22 protein-coding genes and 1 riboswitch are annotated in these 25,958 nt (G+C 47.2%); of the genes, 15 read left to right on the top strand and 7 right to left on the bottom strand.

Features of this window, described 5'->3' with window-relative positions; all coding sequences use genetic code 11:
• The first annotated feature begins 146 nt into the window (after window positions 1–146).
• Complete coding sequence (locus M0L20_RS24795) at window positions 147–2,294, top strand: alpha-L-rhamnosidase-related protein (RefSeq protein ID WP_248479786.1); 2,148 nt, start codon at window positions 147–149, stop codon at window positions 2,292–2,294.
• Window positions 2,295–2,361: 67 nt separating this feature from the next.
• Here the strand turns inward: M0L20_RS24795 and M0L20_RS24790 are convergent, their stop codons facing one another.
• The 3 genes from M0L20_RS24790 to M0L20_RS24780 all read right to left on the bottom strand — a co-directional run bounded on the left by M0L20_RS24790 (window position 2,362) and on the right by M0L20_RS24780 (window position 5,003).
• Window positions 2,362–3,138, bottom strand: coding sequence for a LytR/AlgR family response regulator transcription factor (locus tag M0L20_RS24790; protein WP_248479785.1), 777 nt, complete (start codon window positions 3,136–3,138; stop codon window positions 2,362–2,364).
• Window positions 3,139–3,289: 151 nt separating this feature from the next.
• Window positions 3,290–4,315 carry a sensor histidine kinase gene (locus M0L20_RS24785; protein WP_248479784.1) on the bottom strand — a complete coding sequence of 342 codons (1,026 nt, stop codon included), beginning with the start codon at window positions 4,313–4,315 and terminating at the stop codon, window positions 3,290–3,292.
• Window positions 4,316–4,424: 109 nt separating this feature from the next.
• Window positions 4,425–5,003 carry a cupin domain-containing protein gene (locus M0L20_RS24780; protein WP_248479783.1) on the bottom strand — a complete coding sequence of 193 codons (579 nt, stop codon included), beginning with the start codon at window positions 5,001–5,003 and terminating at the stop codon, window positions 4,425–4,427.
• A gap of 434 nt (window positions 5,004–5,437) precedes the next feature.
• Between M0L20_RS24780 and M0L20_RS24775 the strand changes: the two genes are divergently transcribed.
• The 7 genes from M0L20_RS24775 (at window position 5,438) to M0L20_RS24745 (ending at window position 15,400) form a co-directional block, all read left to right on the top strand.
• The gene (locus M0L20_RS24775; RefSeq protein ID WP_248479782.1) at window positions 5,438–5,782 is read left to right on the top strand and encodes a nuclear transport factor 2 family protein; all 345 of its coding nucleotides are present in this window, start codon (window positions 5,438–5,440) and stop codon (window positions 5,780–5,782) included.
• Between the two features lie 265 nt (window positions 5,783–6,047).
• Window positions 6,048–7,202 (top strand): acyltransferase family protein, encoded by a 1,155-nt coding sequence (locus M0L20_RS24770; protein ID WP_248479781.1) that lies wholly within the window; start codon window positions 6,048–6,050, stop codon window positions 7,200–7,202.
• 180 nt (window positions 7,203–7,382) lie between these two features.
• Window positions 7,383–7,643 carry a hypothetical protein gene (locus M0L20_RS24765; RefSeq protein WP_248479780.1) on the top strand — a complete coding sequence of 87 codons (261 nt, stop codon included), beginning with the start codon at window positions 7,383–7,385 and terminating at the stop codon, window positions 7,641–7,643.
• A gap of 226 nt (window positions 7,644–7,869) precedes the next feature.
• Window positions 7,870–9,042, top strand: a complete 1,173-nt coding sequence (locus M0L20_RS24760) for an efflux RND transporter periplasmic adaptor subunit (RefSeq protein ID WP_232563474.1) — start codon at window positions 7,870–7,872, stop codon at window positions 9,040–9,042.
• Window positions 9,043–9,105: 63 nt separating this feature from the next.
• Complete coding sequence (locus M0L20_RS24755) at window positions 9,106–12,303, top strand: efflux RND transporter permease subunit (RefSeq protein ID WP_248479779.1); 3,198 nt, start codon at window positions 9,106–9,108, stop codon at window positions 12,301–12,303.
• 2 nt (window positions 12,304–12,305) lie between these two features.
• Complete coding sequence (locus M0L20_RS24750) at window positions 12,306–13,736, top strand: efflux transporter outer membrane subunit (protein WP_248479777.1); 1,431 nt, start codon at window positions 12,306–12,308, stop codon at window positions 13,734–13,736.
• A gap of 887 nt (window positions 13,737–14,623) precedes the next feature.
• Window positions 14,624–15,400 (top strand): DUF5958 family protein, encoded by a 777-nt coding sequence (locus tag M0L20_RS24745; protein WP_248479775.1) that lies wholly within the window; start codon window positions 14,624–14,626, stop codon window positions 15,398–15,400.
• 63 nt (window positions 15,401–15,463) lie between these two features.
• Here M0L20_RS24745 and M0L20_RS24740 read toward each other — a convergent pair whose 3' ends face one another.
• Together M0L20_RS24740 and M0L20_RS24735 are read right to left on the bottom strand one after the other, a co-directional pair.
• Window positions 15,464–15,706, bottom strand: a complete 243-nt coding sequence (locus M0L20_RS24740) for a hypothetical protein (RefSeq protein ID WP_232563478.1) — start codon at window positions 15,704–15,706, stop codon at window positions 15,464–15,466.
• Between the two features lie 261 nt (window positions 15,707–15,967).
• Window positions 15,968–17,101 carry an FAD-dependent oxidoreductase gene (locus M0L20_RS24735; protein ID WP_248479773.1) on the bottom strand — a complete coding sequence of 378 codons (1,134 nt, stop codon included), beginning with the start codon at window positions 17,099–17,101 and terminating at the stop codon, window positions 15,968–15,970.
• 93 nt (window positions 17,102–17,194) lie between these two features.
• Here M0L20_RS24735 and M0L20_RS24730 point away from each other — a divergent pair, with 93 nt between their 5' ends.
• The gene (locus M0L20_RS24730) at window positions 17,195–18,151 is read left to right on the top strand and encodes a helix-turn-helix transcriptional regulator (protein WP_248479771.1); all 957 of its coding nucleotides are present in this window, start codon (window positions 17,195–17,197) and stop codon (window positions 18,149–18,151) included.
• Window positions 18,152–18,259: 108 nt separating this feature from the next.
• On the opposite strand, the gene M0L20_RS24725 is transcribed toward M0L20_RS24730, so the two are convergent.
• Window positions 18,260–19,063 (bottom strand): NIPSNAP family protein, encoded by an 804-nt coding sequence (locus tag M0L20_RS24725; protein ID WP_248479770.1) that lies wholly within the window; start codon window positions 19,061–19,063, stop codon window positions 18,260–18,262.
• 305 nt (window positions 19,064–19,368) lie between these two features.
• On the opposite strand from M0L20_RS24725, the gene M0L20_RS24720 reads away from it, so the two are divergent.
• The 5 genes from M0L20_RS24720 to M0L20_RS24700 all read left to right on the top strand — a co-directional run bounded on the left by M0L20_RS24720 (window position 19,369) and on the right by M0L20_RS24700 (window position 22,394).
• Complete coding sequence (locus M0L20_RS24720; protein WP_232563482.1) at window positions 19,369–19,743, top strand: hypothetical protein; 375 nt, start codon at window positions 19,369–19,371, stop codon at window positions 19,741–19,743.
• 185 nt (window positions 19,744–19,928) lie between these two features.
• Window positions 19,929–20,405, top strand: a complete 477-nt coding sequence (locus M0L20_RS24715) for a hypothetical protein (protein WP_248479769.1) — start codon at window positions 19,929–19,931, stop codon at window positions 20,403–20,405.
• Window positions 20,405–21,040 (top strand): SCO family protein, encoded by a 636-nt coding sequence (locus M0L20_RS24710; protein ID WP_248479896.1) that lies wholly within the window; start codon window positions 20,405–20,407, stop codon window positions 21,038–21,040. The genes M0L20_RS24715 and M0L20_RS24710 overlap by 1 nt, the downstream gene beginning before the upstream one ends.
• A gap of 21 nt (window positions 21,041–21,061) precedes the next feature.
• Window positions 21,062–22,195, top strand: a complete 1,134-nt coding sequence (locus M0L20_RS24705; protein ID WP_248479768.1) for a PepSY-associated TM helix domain-containing protein — start codon at window positions 21,062–21,064, stop codon at window positions 22,193–22,195.
• A 13-nt stretch (window positions 22,196–22,208) separates the two neighbouring features.
• Window positions 22,209–22,394 carry a hypothetical protein gene (locus M0L20_RS24700; protein ID WP_248479767.1) on the top strand — a complete coding sequence of 62 codons (186 nt, stop codon included), beginning with the start codon at window positions 22,209–22,211 and terminating at the stop codon, window positions 22,392–22,394.
• Window positions 22,395–22,529: 135 nt separating this feature from the next.
• On the opposite strand, the gene M0L20_RS24695 is transcribed toward M0L20_RS24700, so the two are convergent.
• Complete coding sequence (locus tag M0L20_RS24695) at window positions 22,530–22,991, bottom strand: Lrp/AsnC family transcriptional regulator (RefSeq protein WP_232563486.1); 462 nt, start codon at window positions 22,989–22,991, stop codon at window positions 22,530–22,532.
• A gap of 174 nt (window positions 22,992–23,165) precedes the next feature.
• Window positions 23,166–23,371: riboswitch (cobalamin riboswitch) on the top strand.
• A gap of 150 nt (window positions 23,372–23,521) precedes the next feature.
• Here M0L20_RS24695 and metE point away from each other — a divergent pair.
• Complete coding sequence (gene metE / locus M0L20_RS24690; protein WP_248479766.1) at window positions 23,522–25,822, top strand: 5-methyltetrahydropteroyltriglutamate--homocysteine S-methyltransferase; 2,301 nt, start codon at window positions 23,522–23,524, stop codon at window positions 25,820–25,822.
• Window positions 25,823–25,958 lie beyond the last annotated feature (136 nt).

The raw sequence follows: 25,958 nt of genomic DNA, 5'->3' as shown, positions 1-25,958 counted from the left end.
TGGTCAAATGGTTGTTAGCGGTGCTGCACCGCAACGACTCTACTTTATACGGCTTGAACGGTAAGATAGTTTAGTTCGTCACTTTGTAGTGTGACTAGGTAGAATCTACCACCGCTCAATTGTGTAAACAAAAGCCTAAATCGCCCATGCGTAACCGTTTGTTTCTTTGCTGTCTTCTGTTTATTGTTTGTTCAACTCACTTGGCCGCTCAGTCCAGAGCGACCTGGATTTGGTATCCGGGCGATTTTGAAATCTGGCTGAGCAATAAAATGCAGACGAAACGCACCGAACGGAATGCATTTATACCGCCCTTCTGGCGACTGTACAGCCATCAGATTGTGGTGAATTTTTCGAAACAATTGAATTTACCGCAGCCTGAAGAAATTACGGTAGCTGTCGAAGGGCAGTACAACGTAACGATTGACGGGAAATATGTGCAAAGCGATATTCGTCGGATTACACTGCCTGCCGGAAAGCATAGCATCAACTTTCAGGTGTATAATCAGGTCAGCCCACCATCGATCTACGTGCAGGGAAAAACGATTTATTCCGATCCCACCTGGACAGTAGAAGTTGTTCATAACAATTCGGCGGACAACATGCCCGGTAAGGCAACCAATGGGTACGCGGGTAGCTGGAACTTCGACGGTCCCGAGAAGCTTCCTTCCCGCTATAGCTTACCGACGAAAGAAGTGAAGGCCACGTCCATAAAGCGTAATGCGCAATCGGTTTTAGTCGATTTTGGTCAGGAAACGATTGGCTTTGTTCAGCTGAAAGGATTGACGGGTACCGGTAAATTATCGCTCTATTTCGGCGAGTCGCAGGAAGAAGCGTTGTCGGTTGATTCCTGCGAAATCCTCGATCATTACACGATAAACGGTAACTCAACTGATTTTACGGCCAGCAATGCACGGGCGTTTCGCTTTGTCAACATCGTTCATGAGCCGGGCATTCAGTTTGCCGATGTGTCCATGTTATACGAGTACCTGCCGCTTGCTCAGCGCGGAACCTTTAAAAGCTCCGACGAGCAACTAAACAAGATATGGGATGTATCGATTCGTACCCTCGAACTGAACACGCGGGAGTTCTTTCTCGACGGTATCAAACGTGACCATTGGGTCTGGTCGGGTGATGCTGTACAGTCTTACCTGATGAATTACTACTCGTTTTTCGACAATGAATCCGTGAAGCGAACTACCTGGGCGCTGCGTGGAGCCGAACCGGTAGAATCCCACATCAACACCATTCTGGATTACTCGCTGTACTGGTTTACGGGGATCTACGACTACTACCTGTATACCGGCGATGAAGCGTTCCTTAAAACCATCTATCCGCGCATGGTTACGCTGATGGACTTTGTGCTGAAGCGAAGAAACAATAATAGTATGCTGGAAGGGCTACCCGGTGATTGGGTCTTTCTGGACTGGGCACCCATGACGAAGGAAGGTGAGTTAAGTGCCGAGCAACTTTTATTTGCTCGTAGTCTCGAGACGATGGCGCTTTGTGCTTCGCTCATGAACGACAATGAAAAAGCAACTACGTACAATCAACTGGCGGTCGATCTGAAAAATAAAATTCTGGAAACGTTCTGGGACCCCAATCAGCAGGCGTTTATCCACAGCCGGAAAGATGGGCAGGTAAACCGGCAGGTTACCCGTTATGCCAACATGTTTGCCACAATGTTTGGCTATCTCGATTCCACCAAGGTAAATGCTGTTACCAAAAACGTATTGATGAACGACAAGGTGCAGAAAATCACGACACCGTACATGCGGTTCTATGAGCTGGCAGCACTGGCCGAAATTGGTCAGCAAGCCTACGTAACGAAAGAAATAAAAGACTATTGGGGGGGAATGCTTCAGGAGGGTGCTACTACGTTTTGGGAAGCGTATGATCCGAAAGAAAAAGGGGCGGCCCGTTACGCCATGTACGGTCGTCCGTTCGGGAAAAGCCTGTGCCATGCCTGGGGAGCCAGTCCGCTTTATTTGCTGGGTAAGTATTATCTGGGTGTAAAACCGGTGCAGCCCGGATACGCTAATTACGTGATCGAGCCAAATTTGGGCGGTCTGCAATGGATAGAAGGTAAAGTGCCAACACCCCAGGGCGATATTGCGGTATCGGTCAACACGCGACAGATCAAAGTAAACACGGTAGGAGGGAAAGGACTGCTCCGTTTCAAAAGTGCTAAAAAGCCTGCCTGCAAAGAAGGTCAGCTAATCAGTAAAGGAAAACAAACCTTTGAAATGGCGTTGGAAGCGGGTAAAAATTACATTGTGTCTTACTCACTACCTTAAAAATTCAGCTTTTTGAAGCAATTAAGATTGACGTTTTGATGGGCAAATAAGCGCTGTTTACAGTGACTTATTTGCCCATCCATTTTTTAAAGTCGGTGGCTCGTTCCCGGCTTACCAGAACCTCCGCAGCGGGGCAAGGGTTGAGCGTAAGTTTGAGCTTGTGATTGAAATAAGCGTGAATTTGCTGTACCGCGTTTACGTGAACAATAAACTGTCGGTTAGCCCGAAAAAACAGGGTAGAGTCAAGCATTGAATCCAACTCGTCCAGTGTGTAATCCAGTGAATATTTTTGGCCTCTGAAGGTGCGAAACAAAGTGACCCGGTCTTCCGAGTGAAAAAACGCAATCTCGCCTACTTCGATGGGAAGCCACTGCGACAGGTGCCGCACCAGAAAACGACGCCGGTACTCGGCAGGCTCATTCTGTCGGCGCAACTGTTCGACAAGAGAATCAATAGCAACGACCTGAATGGTTGGTATTTCAGGCTGGCGGTTGAGAAGCTGGTATTTGTGTAAACTGGCGGCCAGTTCGGGCTGTTTGATGGGTTTTAGCAAGTAATCGATGCTGTTGACCTTAAACGCTTTAATCGCATATTCGTCGTAGGAGGTTGTAAAGATGACAGGTGTCGAAATCGGCGTTTGTTCGAAAATTTCGAAGCTTTGCCCATCCGCCAGTTCAATGTCCATGAAGATCAGATCAAGGGACGGTTTGGTTTGAAGGTATTCTACCGATGTTTCTATACTGGACGTTACATTGACGATTTGTATATCGGGCGCTAATTCGGCCAGCAGTTTAGTCAGTCGGAGGGACGCTAATTCTTCATCTTCAATGATAAGGACATTCATAAAATTGTCTGGGCTAAGAATTGGGTGAGTCGATTCACGAAACTAGCCAGACCGTACAATGCACCCAGCGCGACATTGTATCAACACCCCAAAAACGCGACTGAAACGGTATAGCCCGCTACTGACCTGAAACCAGATGCAACACAATACGCTAAACCGGAATTAAGGGCAGAGCTACGACAAACTGATTGGTTTCTTCCCGCACCGAAGGCATCGGCTGACCCAGCATTTCGTATTTCGACAGAATGTTTGCTAAACCGACGCCCGTTGACATAACACCTTGTCTTTTTCGCTGAATATTATTGCGAACGTGTAGATTGGCCAAGCTGTCGGTTTGAATCTGAACCGTCAGCGGCTTACTCTTCATAACGATGTTATGTTTGACGGCATTTTCGACGAGCAATTGTAGGGTGAGTGGAGGAATTTGGTACGATTGGAACCGCTTGTCTACCTCAATCGACAGTTGAAAACCACTGCCGTATCGAGTCTGGAGCAGGTGAACGTACGAATGAATAAAGGATAGTTCCGTCGCGAGATCGGTTAAGTTTTGTTCACTGGCCCGCAACACATACCGGTACACAGAACTCAACTCTTCGGTAAACGTTTCGGCCTGCTTTGGGTCTTCCCCAATCAACGTGATTAATGAATTCAGGCTGTTAAACAGAAAATGTGGGTTAACCTGCTGTTTGAGCACATCCATCTGTTGCTGCATGTGCAACTGCTTGAGTTTGTACTCCCGCTCGGTGCTTTGGCGTAATTGATTGTAGGTGTAAATGGATTCGTGCGAGCCCGCCGATATAACGTTCGTAACAAAGCCAATCATCAGTACCCAGGGAATGGTTTCGGGTTTGTACGGATACCCCAACTGATCGTAGAGCCAATAAAGGATTAGAATCGCGGACATCATGAAAGCGACGTACATGAGCATGGAGTACAGAAGTCGCTGGCCGAACTGATCGGGTGCTCCGTAGCAATAACGCATGTAATTCATCCATAACGTGAGCACGACAAAGATGACTGCTCCCCAGATATTGATAATAATCGTACTGTCAATGAACAGCGATTTATCCTGAAAGTAAAGCGGCCCAAAAATGATGTAATTGGAAATAATAACAGCGGGGTAAGTCAGTAAATAGATGAGAAAATTATAGCGGTCAAACGTAGCCCACTGTTTCATAGACGAGGAATCAAGCTAATCCAAAGATAAACGATGGCGGAAGCGAATCAAGCGAAAAACAAGCAGGTCAACGGGAAAAACTGAACGTCAAACCTGCTTGTACAAACTGCTAGACGGTCAGGTAACGACGTTGTAGTTCGGCGGCAATTCCTTTCTTGACCGCCCGGCGACCCAACCAGTTCAAGACAGGTTGCAGCACGGCCATCCAACCGACCAGGTAGGTTCCACTAATCATAACCGTATAGCCTAGGGCGTATAGGCTCTTGGGCATACCCTGCGCGGTTGACTGCCCATCTCTGGCCAGGCCATACGTAATTTGAAGGGTCTGTTCAAAACCGGGGCAGCCGGGTGCAATCCGACACTGGAAGCGGCACGACTGAGCGCTTTGATTAAAGAAGCGATGTTTGCTGTAGGCAGGTGCCGTTGCCGATTCGCCCGGTTTAAGGCGGATAATCTGGTCGCCAACCTGAATGCTTAACTCACCTTCCAGACATGTAAATTCTTCCGAGAAATCTTCGTGGTAATGCAACGGATTACCCCCACCCGCTGAAAGCGTTACTTCAACTAACGTGTGGTAGCCATTGCTTTCGCGGCTTGTTTCCAGAAAGATTACTTCGTCTTTGAGGATCGGGTTGATAATGGTGCGCGAAGCGGTTGAGGTCGTTGCCGATTGTTTTACGGTTTGCATGAGCTTGTTGTTTAACTGAATGACTGGTTGAACGAATACCGGCTATTCGAAACCGGCGTTGATGGGACAAATTTGCGCAGAGACCAGGCCGATTACCGAGGATGATACTACTGAAGCGGTACTTAGACCTACTGAAGTGCTTATTCCCCGCTTTGAGCAAATTGTTGCTGTTCGGGCTAAGCACACGCTGCGGCCCAAGCTGAGAGTTGATGGACGCTGAGCCGATAGTCGGCAAGCGAAAATCTTGTAGTATTCAGATTACCTTTCGTACTAGTTATCGCTTTCGTTTAGTGCGCACAATTATCAGGTGCGTGTTTGGCCGTGGCTATCTCAAGAAAATCTGGTAAAATCTCAATTTCTGCCGACGCTCGACCGGGGTGGACAGGATTTAGCTTTGGCTCTTCGAATACCAACACTAAACGGTTCGTCAATCCATGAATTATCAATCCCTTCTTCGTCAGCTTTATCAGGATTTCAATGCCCGTCACATTGATGCGGTTCTCGCTCATCTGCATACCGATGTCGCTTGGCCAAACGGGTGGGAGGGGGGCTATGTAGCGGGCCATGATGAAGTCCGCGCTTACTGGCTCCGGCAATGGCAGCAAATCAATCCTTCGGTAGAGCCGCTTTCCTTTGAAACAAGACCCGATGGAGAAATCGCGATCTTGGTTCATCAAGTAATTAAAGATCTGGACGGCCATGTGATGAGTGATGAGCAGCTCAATCACGTATATCGCTTTGAAAACGGAAAAGTGCGGACAATGACAATCGAACACTGATAAGCTGTTCTGCCGCTATTTTTAATTCTAATCCGACAAACGATCTCGTAGCTAGAAATAAGGACTGTTTTGAGCCGTGCAAAGCAAACTAGAGTAGACCTTGTTGAATAATGAAGTAAAGACCGACAGGAATAGAACACGCTGCGCCGTATTTTTGGCCTTCTGTTTTACCGCACTAAAACAGAAGGTCAATTGTAACCAATACACAATGATGTTTTGTGGCCGTTGTGCTTGGTCATTTTTGGGTAGGCTCTTCTAGTAAATTATGGTGGATTTACGTTCAACGTCAAAAAGTAAAACTTCATCGGCTTCATTCGCGGATACAAAACCACATTACAACATCCTTGATGGATTACGTGGCGTAGCGGCAATAACCGTTGTTTGTTTTCACTTATTTGAAGCCTTTGCAACCAGTCATTTAGACCAAAGAATCAATCATGGCTATCTAGCTGTTGATTTCTTTTTTATCCTGTCGGGCTTTGTAGTCGGCTACGCCTACGATGACCGCTGGGAAACCATGACGGTAAACGACTTCATGAAACGTCGGTTTATTCGCTTGCATCCGATGGTCGTGATGGGGGCCATTATCGGAGCCGTTATGTTTTACTTCCAGGGCTGCGCTGCCTGGGACGTGTCAAAAGTATCGGTGCCGGCGCTGTTGGTAGCAACCCTTATAAATGCTTGCCTGATCCCGGCAACTCCCGGCTTTGAAATTCGGGGTGTTGGCGAAATGTTCCCGCTGAATGGTCCGAGCTGGTCTTTGTTTTTTGAGTACATCGGCAATATCCTCTATGCCTTCTTTATCCGTAAACTTTCCACCAAAGCGCTTGCTGTACTGGTTGTACTGGCCGGTATCGGGTTAGCTGCATTTTCTATTTGGGGACCTTACGGCGATATATGCGTTGGGTTCTCATTAACGGGGGACAACCTACTCGGTGGTTCTTTGCGTCTGTTGTGTTCTTTCTCGGCGGGGTTGTTGTTATCTCGTGTGTTTAAACCTGTCCACGTAAAAGGAGCATTCTGGATCGGTGGTTTATCGATTATTGTTCTATCAGCCATTCCTCGAATCGGTGGCAGCGAACAGTTGTGGATGAACGGTTTATATGATGCGATCTGTGTTATTATAATCTTTCCTACCCTGGTTTATCTGGGTGCTTCAGGAACAACTACAGACCAGCTATCAACCCGACTGTGTAAGTTTTTAGGGGATATCTCTTATCCGCTGTACATGGTCCATTACCCGTTTATCTATTTATACTACGCCTGGGTTAAAAACGAAAACCTCACATTCGAGCAATCGCTTCCCGGCGCTATAGCCCTTGTTGTTGGCTCTATTCTATTGGCTTACTTGTGCTTAAAACTATACGACGAACCCGTGCGCAAGTTTTTAACGAAGCGCCTGTTGCGAGTAGGAAAATAGCCTTTATTAAAGACCAGCCCTTTTAACTGTTCCCGTCGCTTCTCATTGAATAAAATATAACTTACTGCTCGTTTGAGGATCAGTTAGTTACAGCGTACTGTTTGTTGTTTGGATAACAAAATGCACCATTAATGTAGTTACCTACTTCAAATCGGTTTGACGTAAACAAATAGTTCGATCATGAATCAGCAGCAGCTATTACAGACAGTCGCCAGTAAACTAATCGAGCGCTGGCGTTTGGTTGAAGCACAGGGGCAGAACGATAGTAGTGGTGAAGCGAGTAAGACGTTTCATCATCAGGAAGGCCAGTTTCTCGAAGAGTTAATCGATCTGGTAAATTCAGGTTTAACGGCTCCTAATTCAGATTGGAAAACGGAAAAACAGCCGAAGGCTCCACCCATCTACTTTAGTCCCGACTCGACTTATGTAGAGCCACGCTGATCATAAGTAGCCTTTTAATGAACGGGGTACTTTGAGTGATAAATGATCGTCAGTTGCTATGACACACAGAGCTTCACGGGCCTGATCAGTTCCTATAAAACTCGCTGTTTGAAAATTAATAATCTGATAGATAAGTAGTTATCTTATAAATTAATTATTTTTTAATGAACTAGGAATAGTTTGGCTGGGATTGCTGTTCGTTTAAAACTACTGCATCTTCAATCCCATGCAATTCCTCTCTACGAATAACAAACTTCTTCCCCGCTGTTTAGCACTCTCTTTTACTCTTATTCAGTTTGGTTGCGGATCATCGACCAACGAAGCATCAACGGCGACCGAGATTCCCACATTGCCCGTCGTTCAAGTCAAAACGGCATCAGTCACAACGTATCAGGAGTTCTCGGCCACGCTCGAAGGCCGGGTCAATGTAGATATTCGTCCGCAGGTTGAAGGCTACCTAGAAAAAATTTATGTTGATGAAGGGGCTACCGTCCGCAAAGGACAGCCGTTGTTTCGCATCGATACCCGTACGTACCGCGAGCAAGTCGGTAATGCGGATGCCAGCTTGTTGGCCGCCAAAGCAAATCTGGATAAAGCCGCTCTGGAAGTGGCTCGACTAACGCCTTTGGTCGAAAATAACGTCGTTTCGGATGTCCAGCTTAAAGCCGCGCAATCGGCCTATGCAGCGGCTAAAGCGAATGTCGCACAAGCCCAGTCAATGGTGGGTAACGCCAATGTCAACCTCAGCCGTACACTAATCACCGCACCCGCTAGTGGTTTTATTGGTCGTCTGCCTTACAAAGTGGGCAGCCTGGTCGGACGTGCCGAGTTACAGCCTCTGACAACCGTATCCGATGTACACGAAATATACGCGTACTTCTCGATGGGCGAAGTTGACTTCCTTCGGTTTACCCAACAGGCGTCCGGTGGTAGTCTGGCCGATAAGATTCGTAAGCTGCCGCCTGTTGAACTAGTGCTTGCTGATGGCAAAGCCTATGCTCAGCACGGTCGGATTGAGATGGTATCGGGTCAGTTCGACAAAACGATGGGAGCTATCAGTTTCCGGGCCGTTTTCCCCAATTCACAAGGGCTATTACGATCTGGCATCAGTGGGCGGGTCCGCATCCCTGAGCCGCATCCATCGGCGGTGGTTATACCCCAGGAAGCGACCTTCGAACGTCAGGATCGGGTTTTTGTTTTTGCCGTTGCCGATAGCAACAAAGTGGTGAGTAAACCACTTCAAATAGCCGGAAAAAGCGGTAACTTTTACCTGATTACCAAAGGTGTAAAACCCGGCGAGCGCATTGTACAGCAAGGGCTGGATCGGCTTCGCGATGGGGATGCCATTACCCCCCGCCTTGTTGCTGTCGATAGCCTGACAACGTCCCGCGAACTGTAATTACTTCAACGAAATTCATCGTTCTGATCGGCTTTGCCCGATTGGAGCGCTTCTGGCAAAACCATGCTTAAAACATTCATTGAACGTCCGGTACTGGCTACGGTCATTTCGATTCTGCTGGTCATATTGGGTGTCATTTCTTTGGTCACGCTGCCCGTCACGCAATTCCCCGAAATTGCCCCGCCAAGCGTGCAGGTTGCGGCTTCGTACCCCGGCGCTAATGCCGAGGTGGTTGCCCGCTCCGTCGCTACCCCCCTCGAAGAGGCCATTAATGGGGTCGAAAATATGACGTACATGACATCGTCGTCGGGTAACGATGGGTCAGTAGCAGTCAACATTTACTTTAAACTCGGCACTAATCCAGATCTGGCGGCTGTAAACGTACAGAACCGGGTAGCCAAAGCCACGAGTCTTTTACCCGCCGAAGTCATCCAGGCGGGCATTTCGACGCAAAAGCAACAGAACAGTATGATTATGATCCTCAACCTGAACAGTGATGAGGACGTATACGACGAAACGTTTTTGCAGAACTACGCCAAGATCAACCTGATCCCAGAGTTACAGCGGGTGAACGGTGTCGGACAAGTGATGGTGTTCGGGGTGAAAGACTATTCCATGCGAATCTGGCTAAAACCGGATCGGTTGGTGGCTTATGGCCTTTCTCCCCAGGAAGTGCTCGGAGCGATTCGGGAACAGAACCTGGAAGCGGCTCCCGGTAAAATCGGTGAAAACAGTCGGGAATCGTTTGAGTACGTTATCAAATACAAAGGCAAACTTAGCCAGCCGGAACAGTACGAAAATATTATCCTCAAAGCGAATGCCGATGGATCGGCTATTCAGCTAAAGGACGTAGCCCGGATTGAATTTGGTTCGTTTACCTACAGTGGCGATACAAAAGTAAACGGTCGGCCAAGTGTGGGTATTGCGATCAACCAGATGGCGGGTTCTAACGCCAACGATATTCAGGTTGCTATTCTGGCGATCATGGATAAGGCCAAAGGAGCGTTTCCGAAGGGAATTAATTACACCATCGGATATAGTACCAAAACCTTCCTCGACGAATCTATTGACCAGGTTACGCATACGCTGCTCGAAGCATTTGTGCTTGTGTTTATCGTGGTGTTCCTGTTTTTACAGGAATTTCGGTCCACGCTTATTCCGGCGATTGCGGTGCCGGTCGCCATTGTTGGTACGTTCTTTTTCATGCAACTGTTCGGCTTTACGATCAATCTGCTAACGCTGTTCGCACTCGTACTGGCAATTGGGATTGTGGTTGACGATGCCATTGTGGTGGTAGAAGCGGTTCATACTAAGATGGAGAAAAGCCGCCAGTCGGCGCGGGTCGCTACGTTGCATTCCATGCAGGAAATTTCGGGTGCCATTATCTCTATCACGCTAGTAATGGCTGCGGTATTCGTTCCGGTTGGTTTCATGAACGGTCCCGCTGGGGTGTTTTACAAGCAATTTGCCTTTACGCTTGCAATCGCCATCCTGATCTCGGCGGTTAACGCCCTAACGCTGAGTCCGGCACTGTGCGCATTGCTACTCAAAAATTCACATCATGTTGACGGTGCAGCGCACAATGGTCATTCGAAGAAAGGATTTTTAGACCGCTTTTTTGCGGGCTTCAACGCCGGATTTACATCGCTGACGAATCGCTACGTTGGTGGACTACGGTTTTTGATTCGCCACAAGTGGGTCGGCTTAAGCAGTCTGGCGTTAGTGACAGCGGTAACGGTCTGGTTCATGCGCACAACCCCAACGGGTTTTATCCCATCCGAAGACCAGGGCTTTATCGCTTATTCGCTGAAGCTACCGGCGGGGGCTTCGTTACAGCGTACGCAGAAAGTTGCGGACAAAATCGAAGGTATTCTGCATAAAACCCAAGCCGTTGAACAGCACATTGAAATTAGTGGCTTCAACATGATTGCGAACTCGGCGAGCCCGTCGTATGCAGCCGGATTTGTTAAAATGAAGCCATACGCAGAGCGGGGAGCGGTGAAGGATTTGCAGCAGGTCGTTGATGCCGTAAGCAAGCAGGTTGCTGGTGTTGAAGAAGGGCGGGTAGACGTATTTACCATGCCAACTGTACCGGGCTTTAGCAATGTCGATGGGTTTGAATTGTTATTGCAGGACCGAACAGGCGGGAAGCTGAATAAGCTGAGTGCTACAGCCAACGCGTTTATTGAGGAAATCCAAAAGCGGCCCGAAATTGCCGCTGCCTTTACGACATTCGACACGGGTACCCCGCAGTTTGAACTGGAACTGGACGTAAAGAAAGCGAAGCAACTAGGCGTTTCAACCAGCGACATCATGCAAACGATGCAGGTGTATTACGGGAGTACGTTTGCGTCGGATTTCAACCGCTTTGGCAAGTTTTATCGGGTTATTGCTCAGGCTGACGCTCCGTATCGGGCTGATCCGTCCTCGCTGAACAGCATTTATGTCAAAAATGCGACGGGACAGATGGTTCCGATGACGACGTTTGTGACGCTGAAGCGTGTGTATGGACCCGAAGCCGTTACCCGAAACAATCTTTTCACATCGGTCGCCATCAACGGAATGGCTAAACCGGGTTATAGCTCAGGGGATGCGATTCGGGCAGTGGAAGAAGTTGCGAAACAAAAACTGCCGGTGGGGTACACGTACGAATGGACCGGGATGACGCGGGAAGAAATCGCAGCGGGTGGCCAGTCGGGTTTAATCTTCGGACTTAGTCTAGTGTTTGTGTATTTCCTCCTGGCAGCGCAGTACGAGAGCTACATTCTGCCCTGGGCCGTCCTGCTGTCTATTCCGACGGGGATTCTGGGCGTTTTCCTGTTCATCAATCTGGCCGGAATCGATAACAACATCTATGTGCAGGTCGGTTTGATTATGCTCATCGGGCTTTTAGCCAAAAACGCCATTCTGATTGTCGAATACGCGGTGCAGCGACGGCAGACGGGTATGGGCTTATTGGCGTCGGCGCTGGAAGCATCGCGGTTGCGACTGCGCCCGATCCTGATGACTTCGTTTGCCTTTATTGTCGGGCTCATCCCGCTTATGGGTGCAACGGGTGCTTCGGCTAAAGGAAATCACTCGATTAGTATAGGAACGGCAGGGGGAATGTTGACAGGAGTTCTGTTTGGCCTTTTTATCATCCCCGTCTTATTCGTCATTTTTCAGGGACTTCAAGAGAAGATCCGTCGGCCTAAAACCGACGAGGAACGGAAGGCGCTGGCCGAAGAAGCCTTTGCCGATAGTCCGCTAAATCGTAATTAATCATGCTGCAAAGATTTATTCTATCATTGCGCCCATACTTCAGCATTCTTCTCATTCTATCCATCCTGTCGAGTTGCAAAGTCGGGCAGAACTACCAGCGGCCAATCACGAAGCTACCGGAACAGTTTAGCCCACAAGCTTCAACCGCCGATACGTCCAGTGTGGCAAAAATGCCCTGGCGTCAGTTTTTTCAGGATGCTGAACTGCAAAATCTGATCGGGAGCGCGCTTACCAACAATTTCGACTTACAACTGGCAATTAAGCGTATTGAAGAGAATCAGGCTTATGTCCGGCAAACACGTTATGCATTGCTACCGTCGGTCAACGCGCAGGTGGCGGCTTCTACGGTTACCCCATCGCGTAATAGTCTGAACGGACTGAGTCTGGAGAACTTTATTGGCACGCGGCATCTGGAAGATTACTCGGCCAATCTCGCTCTATCCTGGGAAGTGGACATATGGGGACGTATTCGTCGGCAAAACGAAGCGACGATAGCTACTTTTTTACAGACGCAGGAAGCCGCTAATGCCGTTCGTACTAATCTGGTCGCGAATGTGGCAACGGGCTATTTTAACATCCTGCTGCTGGATGCACAACTCGATGTTGCCAAACGCAACCTGGCTCTTGGTGATACGATTGTGCAATTGGTACGCTTTCAAAAAAAGTCTGGCGATGTAACGGAGCTCGCTGTTCAGCAAGCCGAAGCGCAACGTCAGACTGCCGACCTGTTGCGTGCGCAGTTGGAACAGGGCTTGATTATTGAACAGAATGGACTCCGGCAACTTCTGGGCGACTGGCCGGGAAGTATTGAACGCGGCAATCGACTTACTACCTATCCCGTAGCTGATACATTGCTAGCGGGCGTACCGGCTCAGCTGTTGTCCAATCGCCCGGATGTGCGCGCTAGCGAATTAGGGTTAGTGGCTGCTAACGCCCGCATTGGCGTTGCGCAGGCTAGCTTATACCCCGCGCTGACCATTACGGGTTCGGGCGGTTTGAATTCGTTTCAGGCGCAGAACTGGTTTGCTTTCCCCAACTCCTTATTTTACAATCTGGCGGCAGGGTTGACGCAACCCGTTTTTCTGCGACGACAGCTCCGTACGCAACTGGAGGTAACAACGATTCAGCAGGAGGCAGCCCTGATCCAGTTTCGCCAAAGTATAAACAATGCCGTTAAGGAGGTAGCCAATGCGCTGGTGCAAAGTGAACGGTTGCAGGAGCAGGAGCGGATCGCTATCGGGCGGGTACAGACATTGCAAGGGGCTGTTAAAAATGCAAAGCTCCTGTTTAAAAGTGGTATGGCTACATACCTCGAAGTAATCACCGCTCAGAGTAACGCGTTACAAGCTGAACTAGCTTTGGCTGATATTAAACGGCAGCGACTAGGCGCTATGGTCGAAGTCTACCGGTCGCTAGGCGGTGGCTGGCGCTAGATTGGCTTAGCCGATTGAGAAACTGCATATTTGTCTATCATGGTTGCTCAATCTGCTAAGCATGATTATTGCTACGTACGGACATCTGCTACAAATTCTCGATTTAAATAGAATATATAGCTATTCTGCCGAAAGGGTTGATGTTTAGTGAGTAGCAACGTTCCATATGTGTCCGTTTTTATCTATCCTTTAAATAAGAATACCACCCAGTAAATAAGATAAAGCTAATTTGTGATTAGGTCGCACTTGCTTAACAATTATGCGTAGAATTGTTACCTGTAACTAAAAAGTGTTAACCTAATTAGCAAAATGACTTTGATGTTAAGTGTATTCACGTATGTGGTGACCGTACCTGTACGACTGCTCACCGTCTCTTTATCTTTTCGACGTTTCACCAGCAAATCAGGCTGCCCTCACTGCGGGAGTGTTTTGGATAGTGAGCGTACTTCCAGACCCTTGTTAGTAAAAAACTTGCTTTTCTTTTTACCGTTAAAGGCTTATAAGTGCATGAAATGCCGTAAAGAACATGTACGGTTTTAGTTTGTGTATAGATTGCAGTACATACGTCGCATGTAGTGTCTAACAAACTGGTTTTGGGGAAAACCATGAAGAAAGCTACAAGGCAAGAAGTATTTTAAGAACTGCTGAATAAATGGATAAAACAGGTAAGCCAGACTTAACTAAGTCTGGCTTACCTGTTTTATTAACCGATAGATAAAGGAAGTCGAGACAGGAGAGATGCGTAGTTTTGTTTTATGTTGTTAATACCAGTGCTATTGATTTTTGTATAACTTCGGATACAGCGACTGGCGTAAGTATACGCTGAACGTTGTTTACTTGGTAAAAACGAGTATTGCTCATTCCGGCAAGCTTAATCCACAACGATCATGATTGAAAGACTGAGTTTATCAGACGAAATTACGTTCAATCAATTTGGACAGGGAGTTGTTTCGGAACTTGCTTTACTAGAGCGTTTTAGCCAATTCAATGAAGAACAAAAAAGGATGCGTGTTCTTAGTTTGTTTACGCTGGCCCGGCAGTCAAAACTCAATGAAGAGGATATAAAACAAGTCTTAACGGATGTACCGCCTACCAAACCTGATCAATCACCTTTTTCAATACTGTATACGAGTCGGTTAAACAAAGGGCTACGGATAAATCTGGCTGAAACGGAGCTAGACAATTCGTTTGTGCTTTTGCTGCGATTGTTCAAAACCGCTTACCAACGCTGCTACGAGCGTGAAAAAGGCAGTATTGCGAACTGGTGGTACTGGGATTTATCAAAGCCTGAAACGGTACAGCGTATAGTTTCGAGGCATAATGAACTGGTCGAAGAAGTCTACAACGATCCAGGTTTTAAAAGCGAATTTTCATGCATTGCAAAGCTGTGGAATAAGCGGAAGGAAAACCGGGGGATTCCACAGCAGGAGCCAACTCTTGATTCCCCAACGCGCTTCAATTTTCTCTCGTACGATGAGATCGTATACAGTTCAATGATAGCATGTTGGGACAAGACGCTTCATTCGATAATGGCGTTGGAAAATGCACTCAAAAACGCACTTTCCAAACGGTACAGTTTACCCGTCGAGCTGATCGAACGAGTAACAGACAACGTAATCGAACGGTACTACCGCGAAATGTATAACTCAGGACTGATTGAGTAGAAATCGTCCTTCCGCTTATACTGAACAATAAAGCCCCACTTATACAGCGTGGGGCTTTATTGTTCAGTCAGTTTCTAATCCTTTAGGTACACTAATCTGTATTTTGCAGCGCTCAAAATGGTCTTTGGCCCGTTTTACGCTCAAAAACAACTCGCTTTCCAATTTACTCAGCCCGTTGAAGAGCTGGTAAACGTGTCTTACTCTTCCCTTCTCTTTGCTACGGACAATTGCTTTAATTTTATCCTTGGCCAACGTCTGCTCGGTTGTGGTGTAATAGACCACATCGCCGACATATAACTCAAACATACTGGGTAGAAAAGCCGAGGAGTTGGTACGACTGGCTTTCAATAAGAAAACAAACCGATACAGCCATTAATTCGTTCTAAATCATATTTTAAGCACTTTTTTGCATATTGATTTCTTAGACATACAAACTAGGTTCATTGCATCTATATGTTTTATTTGTATGATAGTGCCACGGATTCTGCGGGATATTTGTAATAGGCATTCTGTTAAAAGCTAATCAATTTGTGGTGTCGGCTTCTCAAAACCGACACCACAAATTGATTAGCTTTTAACGAATTTTTGAAACGAGAAGTCAGGATGACGCATCTCTAGTTCGTTCATCGTTGAGTCATGCTGGGCCGCTGTTGCGTAAACCTTCATTTTTTGCTCATAATCGTCAATAGCAGCCTGCACAGTTTGATAGTCTCCGCTAGTCAGGCTATCGGATAAAATCAATGCATCCAGGAGGCCTGTGTTAACGCCCTGACCCGCAAAGGGCGGCATCAAATGAGCGGCATCTCCAATGAGCGTTATGGGTAACGAACGATTCCCTTTCCAGGGTTTATCCAAGGGTAGTTTTCTGGTTGGTAACCCCCAAAAAGTAGAAGTAGCCTGAAATAATTGGTGGTAGCGTTCGTCCCAATCGGCGAATCGTTCGGAGAGAAATGAACGAACGCTATCCTTGTTCTGGAAGTTGACTTTATTGTCATTGGTCCACCCGGCTGGTGTCGCAAAAATGACATTATAGGTCAAGGCCCCGTTGTTGTCGGGATTTGCCACCAACAAGTTGCCTTGGTAAGAACTCATCAGGATATTGCCACCGGATAACTGGAAGAAAGGAAGACAGTTGATTTCAGGGTCAAGTACCTCTCCTTGTATAAAATAGGTTCCGGTATCTTCGACTTTACTGTCGGTGACCTTTTCTCGTACGTTAGACATTCCCCCATTCGCCACAATGACAAAATCAGCTGTCGCCTGACTTTCGTTTTCAAATTGCAGGAGCCAGCTTCCGTTGTGCTCGTTTAGCCCTGTCAGTTTACTGTTCCAGACAACGGTGTCACTGGCTAAGCTATCCAGCAGCATTTTCCGTAAATCGTTCCTATTGATTTCAGGGTTATCATACTGGTTTTCGGGTGTGGGTTTCTTAGAGAACAGTACCCGGCCTCGCTCATCGGCTAGGGTTCTGCCCATTGGTCTGGCTAAGGCGAAGTACCGTTCGAGCAACCCTGCTTTTTCCATCGCTCTCTGGCCGGAAGATTTATGCAGGTCAAGCGTACCGCCACAAACTCGCGCTTGTGCGTCCTTATCTCTTTCGTAAACCGTCACCTTAATACCTTGCTGTTGTAGTAATTTCGCCATTGTCAGACCGACGGGGCCTGCACCGATAATGGCTATCTGTTTATCTTGAAGTACCATACGTTTGTATTGTTTGACGCCGATACAAAATTCCAGTACCTTTTCGGAGTTAAATAACCCTCTTCGCTCAAAAAATAGTCGTAAACGATTACAATGGTCAGAGACGATTGGCAAACTATTCCACAGGTTTTACAAACGTTTGCTCGTGTAGTAGGGGCAGAAATAAAAAACCGAAGACTGGTTATTCCCGAAAAGTTTGGTAGCGGTTATTGCGCCGGATACGTTTTTAATGCGCATATCCGAATGCTGATCCTGAATTATGAACTTAAGGATGATCTGCTGCTCCAAAACCCGGAGGTTAACGCAGCCGGACGGATGATTCTCTTTAAGTTTCAGAACGTAATTCACAAACCAAATACCGCAACAACGGGTAAGGAAGCCCCTTCTGTTTTAATTGCGACCAGTAGTATGAATACTGACGTTGTTATACCGATCCATACCAACACGTCGACGATTAATATAGAAGTAGATACGAATTATTTGAAGGAATTGGTTGATGTGTCAGACGAATCGCCGGTTTTGCAAAGCCTGCTAGCCAACGAACAACCGTTGCTGTTTGAAGAAATGATCTTTCCGTCTTTACAGGGTATCATAGACGAACTGTTGACTGAATCAGTTGACGAAACGTTCCAACTGTTTTTTCTGAAAATAAAGGCGGAGGAGCTGATTTGCCGATTGTTGATGGCGTTGAAAAAGCGCGACGAAAAGCAGCTTTATTCCATAAACGGTTTGGATAGCCAGGCCATTTACCGTGTGAAAGCGCAAATACTGGAACGCCTGGAAACTCCGCCGGTGATTAGCGAATTGGCCGTTAGCGCCCGGATGAGTCCATCCAAGTTGAAACGGTTATTCAAGCAAATCTTCGGCAATAGCCTTTTCAGTTATTACCAGGATTTTAGGATGAGAGAAGCGGCTCGCCTATTAAAAGAGGAAAAACTATCCGTTTCGGAGGTAGGTTATCGACTCGGCTTTACCAATCTAAGCCATTTTTCAAGGGTCTTCAACGAGCACATTGGAAGAAACCCGAAACAGTATAGCCGCACTAAATAGCAATCGGCTTACCCCTGACTGTACACCCGTCCGGGGGTAAGCCGATTGCTCACCCCCGAACGGAAAATAGATAGGTTAACTAAATCGCCTGACGACACGACTTCCTCGTCAAATCTGCGAGTAGGCAGTGGGTACCAGAAAGGTACGGTTGATATTGGATATAATTTTAGCGTCTGCATACTCCGGCATTGAGCTGATCTTTTTCCACTCTGGATCGCCACCAAACGTTCGCCAGTTCTGGTCATGCTCCGCCATGTCGTCGAACGTTAGCATGTATGTCAGATTAGGGCGCATTGGGCCAATCAGCGTTTCGCCAAAAAAGACGGGAGTTAACCCAACTCGTTTGAAGATGGCAATCTCCCCACCCTGGTTAAACATCTCGATCTTTTTCTTGCCGGCGGTTTCGTTATGACTTTCGTACCGACGTAATTCAAACAGGCGCTGCTTTTTAGGGGGTACTTCCAGCCGGGGCATATCCGCCAACGCTTTCAGCAGCGAACTTTCGATGCGCTCATACGCTGGTGCCGTTGCTTCCGCATTTAGGTAATCTGCACCGGCTTGCTGGTAGGCGCTATCCTTGGCCAGCTGATCCGGTACTTTTAAATAATCGTCCATTGAGTTGAACGGAATAACCACCGCCAGCTTGGTAAACCCCTGCGGAAGATATTCGGTAAATACACCGATGTTTTTACTGCCCAACCGATTGAGCGCTGGAATGGCGGCCTGTTGCCAGTAATTGTTTAGAATAGTCAGTTGTTTCCCATTTTTCAAACTGTAGATCCGAAGCTCGTAAAACTCTGGGCTTTGACTTTGGTGAGCGTCTGAAGGAGCTATTGATTGACTCAGCGGATTAACGAAACTTGATACTGAACCGGTTAAAAGAGAGGCTTTAACGAATGAACGTCTTTTCATAAAATGAGTTGTTGAAAGTACTTTCCTGGGCTGATGGTTAGTTGTCAGGAAAGCATGCAAATGTATTGGTTTTTCTGACCTGGTTTTAGAAAATACTTGATGCGTTTACGCCCATTTTTCTACCAAATACAAGGCGTATTTCTTTCCATGATTTGATCCCGCTTGCAGAAGTAACCTGTTTCGGAATGGTGCTATAGATGCACTCCCTGTATGACTTGCTTTTGGAAACAGAAAGAGCGTTGAGACAGGATAACTGCTAATTTTTACGATGACTATTCTCAAATCCGACGTACTTTTGCAGCACCATGCGTTCCGTATTGACATACATCCTGTTGATAGCTGTGCTCTTGCCTAGCATTAGTCCCTGGGGAACCGTTGCCTATTATCACCTCAACAAAGATTACATTGCCCGTGTCCTCTGCGAGAACCGCAGCAAACCTGAGCTTCACTGTGACGGAAAGTGTTATCTGGCAAAACGCCTGAAAGCCCAGCAGGACAAACAGGATAAAGAAACGACGGAGCGAGTACAGCAAACAGCGCCGATCCAATTATTTTGCGAAACGCATTTTTCATTTGATTTTGCGCGTGAGATTGCGTTTAGCCATCGTCAGGTATTTCATTATCTGATTTCTTCCTACATGTCGCCGGCTAGCGGTCTGCTTCGTCCGCCCTGCGCCTAAACTAACCGATTTTAGTATACCCTCTTTTTTACGACTGGCTCCCATTCGTACACGTAATCTATTGATAGTTAACTTATTGTGTCGGTAGTCGCACGTGGCTGACGCTCAGTCTAACCAGGTAACATTCACAGTTTCTAAATCATCCGTGGCTGTCTACTGGCCACAGAACAACTAGTCGATCCCCAATGAATTTATTTAAAATAGTCGTAGCTATGCTGGCTGCGATAACGCTATTCGCTTGCCAATCGAAACCAACTTCCGATGCGACTGCACACGCATCCCATTCGACGGCGCAAGCCGCTGCGAAACCAAAATCCGTGGCCGATCTTGAGCAGCAAATACTAGCCGTTCACGATAGTGTAATGCTCGCCATGAGTGAACTGATGCGGCTGAAAAAAACGATAAGCCAACAACTCGCCGAACAAAGTAAACAACCTGCCTCAGCAAATGCTCACCAGCGGGGGCTCGCGGTAAAGGCTGCGCTGGAACAGGCAGACCAGTCGATGATGAACTGGATGCATCACTACAACGGAGATACACTCGCTACATTGACTGAGCAGCAGGCACTGGCTTATCTACAGGAGGAGCAACAACGCGTCAATGCCATGAGTGAATTGATGCGAAAGAGTATTACTGACGCACAAGCCTATCTGAAACGATGATGAAACCCATCTTTCTTGCCGCGGGCTTATTAGTTACTCTGAGTAGTTGCCACCTGACCGACGAAAAACTGCCGTATATCGGGGAGTCCGAAACTGTGACCAAAATCGTCGATGGTAAAAAAGTTACGGAGCGAGAGTACCCCGCTATTCCGGCCTTCTCATTCGTTAACCAGGATGGGAAAACCATTACCCAGGACGATTTTAAGGACAAAATCTACGTAACCGATTTCTTCTTCGTGACCTGTCCGACCATCTGCCCGATCATGAAAAAAAACATGCTGACTGTTTATGAAGCCTATAAGGATAGTCACGACGTACGCATCTTATCGCACACCATCGATCCAGACCACGATACGCCTACGGTGTTGAAGCAATACGCTAACGACATGGGTGTCGCGGGAAACATGTGGCAGTTTGTGACGGGCGATCGCGAGAAAATCTACGACATCGGTGAGAATCACTATCTGGTAACGGCTAGCAAGGATTCTACAGCCCCGGGAGGCTACATACACAGTGGAGCGTTCGTGCTGATTGACAAGGAAAAACATATCCGGGGTATGTATGATGGCACCACGCTGGAAGGTACCCAGAAGTTGATCCAGGACATTGACGTGCTTCGGCGGGAGTATGAGTAACGAATTTAAAAGTAGAATTGTATGAAGCTAACGCGTCGTTTGTTTACTATTCATAGCTGGCTGGGGCTAATCACGGGTGTTTTCCTGATTCTATTAGGGCTGAGTGGGTCGGTGCTGGTTTTTCGACACGAACTGGATCGACTAGCCAATCATGATTTGTTGATGGTAAAGCCATCTCGTCCGCTTTCTGAACGCTCGTTGACCAGATGCTACCAGACGATTACTGCCCGTTATCCTAATTTGGATGGTATTGCCTGGATGAATCCGAATGCTGGTCCTACGGATGCTTACGATTTCCGGTTATACCTGAATGACGCTCGCTTATTTACGTACGATTTGGGACTTATTTCGTTGAATCCGTACACGAATACTATTCTGCGCGAAGGTAAATCGAGTGATTTCAGCCCTAGCTTCATTGAATGGCTATTGCAGTTTCATTTCAGCTTTCAATTGGGTGTACCCGGTGCGGCTTTGGCGGCTTTGTTTGGACTGACTATGTTAGGCTCATTGTTGACAGGTTTGGTTGTCTACCGAAAGATAATTTGGAAAGTACTGTGTTTTCGGGTGCGGATTAATAGAAAAAACTGGCGTACCATTAGCTCCGATTTACACCGGGTCGTCGGCGTCTGGTCGCTGCTGCTGAATGCGATTATTTTCTTTACTGGGTTCTGGATGAACCTGTTTGCGTTCGAAGCGAAAACCTGGAAAACCGAGCAAATACCTACGCATCCGAATACAACAATGGTATTATCGGCTGATGCTCTACTTCAAAAGGCCAGGCAATTAATGCCCGATTTAAAGCCCTCGTACGTTTATTTGCCGACTCAGCCCGAGCGAAAATTTCGGGTCAATGGTCCGTTGGAAGGTCAATGGGCTTTGTGGGGAACGGGCAACTTGGTCAGTCTTGATCAGCAAACGGGTAAGCTGATTCAGCTTCGTCGCTTAGCAGCGCTTCCTATTGGTGATCGCCTTGAAGCCACATTTTTTCCTTTGCATGTAGGCAACTACGGTGGCTTACCGGTAAAAATGCTGTATGCACTTATTGGCTTGACGCCCGGATTACTGGCTATTACCGGCTTTCTGCTTTGGTGGCGTCGTGCCCGAAAAAGCGTTCCGAATGCGTCCCGGAAATATGTTTTGGTTAAATCAACCTAATAGCTAAACAGCTATGACTACCTTACCAAATCGTCAGGATCTACGTCAGCTATTAGCTGATACAGGTGTTACCTTGCCCGAATCGAAGCCTTTCTTAAGGCAGGATGTCGTGCTCTGGACGGCACTGGTGCTCATTCATTTTACCGTGCTGTTGGGAATCGGCGATATGCTCGTCCGTCTTTTTTCTAACACGCATTGATCGATCAGGTACTGCAAAATCCGTTTTCAAATTCGCCAGGGTTTCAACTCGGTGAATTTGAAAACGGATTTTTGTTTTTGTTTGGTTGTCAGGGCATTATAGATAGCATAGTCGTGCCTTAGTGACGAAGTCGGGTTAAAAATTAACGTTATAGGTGTTCTTATTCTCGCTCATCACAAACGTACTGTGGGTGCTCCCGATACTGGTTACCGAACCCAATTTATTGAAGACAAAGTCCTGGTAGTGTTTCATGTCTTTAGCATACACCTTTAAAAGAAAGTCGAAATCCCCGGAAATATTGTAGCATTCAACTACTTCGTCCAGCCTAAGAATGTCAGTTACAAACTCATGTCCAATGCGTTTATCATGCTGCTTAAGCTTGATATTACAAAAAACGATTAATCCGTAGCCCAGCTTTTCGGCATCAATCAAAGCGATGTATTTCTTGATGTAGCCATTAGACTCCAAACGCTTTACCCGTTCAAAAACCGGCGTATGAGACAGATTTACCCGATCCGCCAATTCTTTTATAGTCTGTTTCGAATTTTCTCCCAGAAGTTTGAGTAACTGCTCGTCTATATCGTCTAGTTTTTCCATAGAAGGATTTTCTGTTGTGGACAGAAGAATCAATTACAAAGAGAATAAATAACTATTACAACCACGAAAGTAGAATTTTTATCTTAATTAAGATATAGTAAGTAGATGTTAAATCTGGTAATATAATTTTGACCCGAATTTTATCCGTCAATAGGGTTCAATTTAACGTTATTTTCTAAAGTGCCTGAAATAGGTTTTCGACGAGAGTCGGAATTAAAAGGGAATCGGTCAGGCCGCTGATGTGGTCTAAAGCCGAACTGTCGCGCAACTGTACGTAACGCACAAACTGTCGTCCCATGCACGTTCACTGACCGTCAAAGGTTGGGAAGAACGGACGCCAGGTTACAAGTCAGGAGACCTGCCTTTTTTGGGAATAGACAATGTTTTCGCGGAATAAAACACGTAGTCTGACCTTATACCTTTCAGCCGATTGTATGTCGGCTTCTGTGTCGCCGTGCGCTCTGTTCTCGAAGCCTTGTCCCGTTTAGTGAAGCACGTTTCACCTGTTTTCATCAAAACAATCAACAAAAATGCTGACACAAAACCTGGGCTACCCTCGGATTGGTGGACAACGACAACTCAAAAAAGCCAGCGAACAGTATTGGGCAGGCAAGATCGACCTGACGGAATTAAATCGGGTTGCTCAGACGATCAAAGAAGAAAACTGGCAAACGCAGCTGGGTGCTGGTATTGATCTAATTCCGTGTAATGATTTTAGTTTTTACGATCAGACGCTGGATACAAGCCTGCTGCTGGGCGTTATCCCTCCGCGTTACAGACCTGTGCTGTCCGAAGTTGCCCATAACCAGGAAATCGATCTTTATTTCGCGATGGCCCGGGGCTACCAGAAGGATGGTCTGGATATTACGGCGATGGAAATGACCAAATGGCTGGATACCAACTACCACTACATCGTGCCGGAGTTTACCGCCGATCAGGAGTTTCGTATTTTTAACGAACATGTATTCACCGAGTATACGAACGCCAGGCAACTGCTCGGTCAAAAGGCCAAGCCGGTATTGGTTGGTCCAGTCAGTTATCTGCTCTTGGGTAAAGAAAAACAAGAAGGCTTCGACCGCATTGAGTTGATCAATAAATTGGTTCCGATATACGTCGAGATCATCAATCGGCTCGGACAACTAGGTGCCGAATGGATTCAGCTGGATGAGCCCTACTTAGCCCTCGATTTGTCGAAGAAAGAGAAAGAAGCGTTTGAGTTTGCCTATCGACAGATTGCTAGTCAGGTAAGTGACGTCAAACTCATGGTCGCTACTTATTTCGACGCTTTGCTGGACAATACCGCATTGGCTGTCAGCTTACCCATCATGGCGTTGCACGTTGATCTGGTTCGCGCTCCGGAGCAGTTGGATGAAGTATTGGCTTTAACTCCCGATCCGCTTATACTCTCTCTGGGTATTGTGGACGGACGAAATGTCTGGAAGAACGATTACGAAAAATCGCTGAAGCTGATCGACAAGGCTGTTGAGAAACTAGGAAAGAACCGCGTGATCATTTCTCCATCCTGCTCGCTGCTACACAGCCCAATCGATCTGGACGGAGAAACCGCGCTTGATCCAGAAATCAAAAACTGGATGGCCTTTGCGAAACAAAAACTAAATGAAGTACGTGAACTGGGGCAGATCGTTGACGGAAACCAGACGTTGTTGGAGGCCAATAAAAAAGCAATCCAGAGCCGACACGCTTCGCATAAAGTACACAAGCAACCGGTTAAAGATCGGGTGGCAGCCATCACGGATGCCCAACGAACCAGCGCTTTCCCGGTTCGTCAGCAGATCCAGCGTGAACGTTTCAATCTGCCAGCCTTTCCAACTACAACGATTGGTTCTTTCCCGCAAACGGATGAAATTCGTCAGTTACGGGCTAACCTAAAAAAGGGAGAGTTAACGGTTGAGCAATATGAACAATCGATTGAGCAGGCGACCATCGACGCGATTCGTTGGCAGGAAGCAATCGGTATCGATGTACTGGTCCACGGCGAGTTTGAGCGGAATGATATGGTTGAGTATTTCGGTGAGCAACTCGAAGGGTTCCTCTTTACCAAAAACGGGTGGGTACAAAGCTATGGCAGCCGTTGCGTCAAACCGCCCGTAATTTTCGGAGATGTCAGCCGTCCGAATGACATGACCGTACGTTGGAGCCAATTTGCGGCTGCCCAGACCGACAAACCCATGAAAGGTATGCTGACCGGCCCGGTAACGATCCTGCAATGGTCTTTTGTCCGTGACGATCAGCCCCGCGAGGTAACTACCAATCAGATCGCGCTGGCGATCCATGACGAAGTTCAGGCGCTGGAAGCGGCTGGTATCGGCATCATCCAGATCGATGAAGCCGCGATTCGAGAAGGACTGCCGTTGCGCAAAGCTAAGCGCCCGTACTACCTGAATTGGGCCGTGAAAGCCTTTCGGATAACGGCCAGTGGTGTTGACGATCAAACGCAGATTCATACTCATATGTGTTATAGCGAGTTTAATGACATCATTGAACATATTGCCGCTATGGATGCAGATGTAATCACGATTGAGACTTCCCGTTCCCAAATGGAATTGCTCCATGCGTTTGCTCATTTTGACTATCCAAACGAAATCGGACCCGGTGTCTACGACATTCACTCGCCACGAGTTCCGAGTACGGAAGAAATGACGACGTTGCTATCCAAGGCCGCAGATCTGTTGCCAGCGCACAACTTGTGGGTGAACCCGGATTGTGGGCTAAAGACTCGAAAATGGCCGGAAACCAGGGAGGCTTTAACAAATATGGTAGCAGCCGCTAAGCTGGCACGAGAGCAAATCAGTACAGAAATCGTACGGTAAAATAGGGAAGGGCGGGCGATTCCGCCCTTCATCATTCCGCTAAAATGACTGTGTCGTGTATCAACCCTGTTGATGCCGCCAAATCGATCGGTAAGGAGGAAGCGTAATAATAAACCGTATTTGGACTATATTTCGC

It is taken from the genome of Spirosoma liriopis (genome assembly GCF_023196085.1).
Classification (GTDB): Bacteria; Bacteroidota; Bacteroidia; order Cytophagales; family Spirosomataceae; genus Spirosoma; species Spirosoma oryzicola.
The sequence above is the reverse complement of the archived record's forward strand: the minus strand, read 5'-3'. Positions and strand labels throughout refer to the sequence as shown.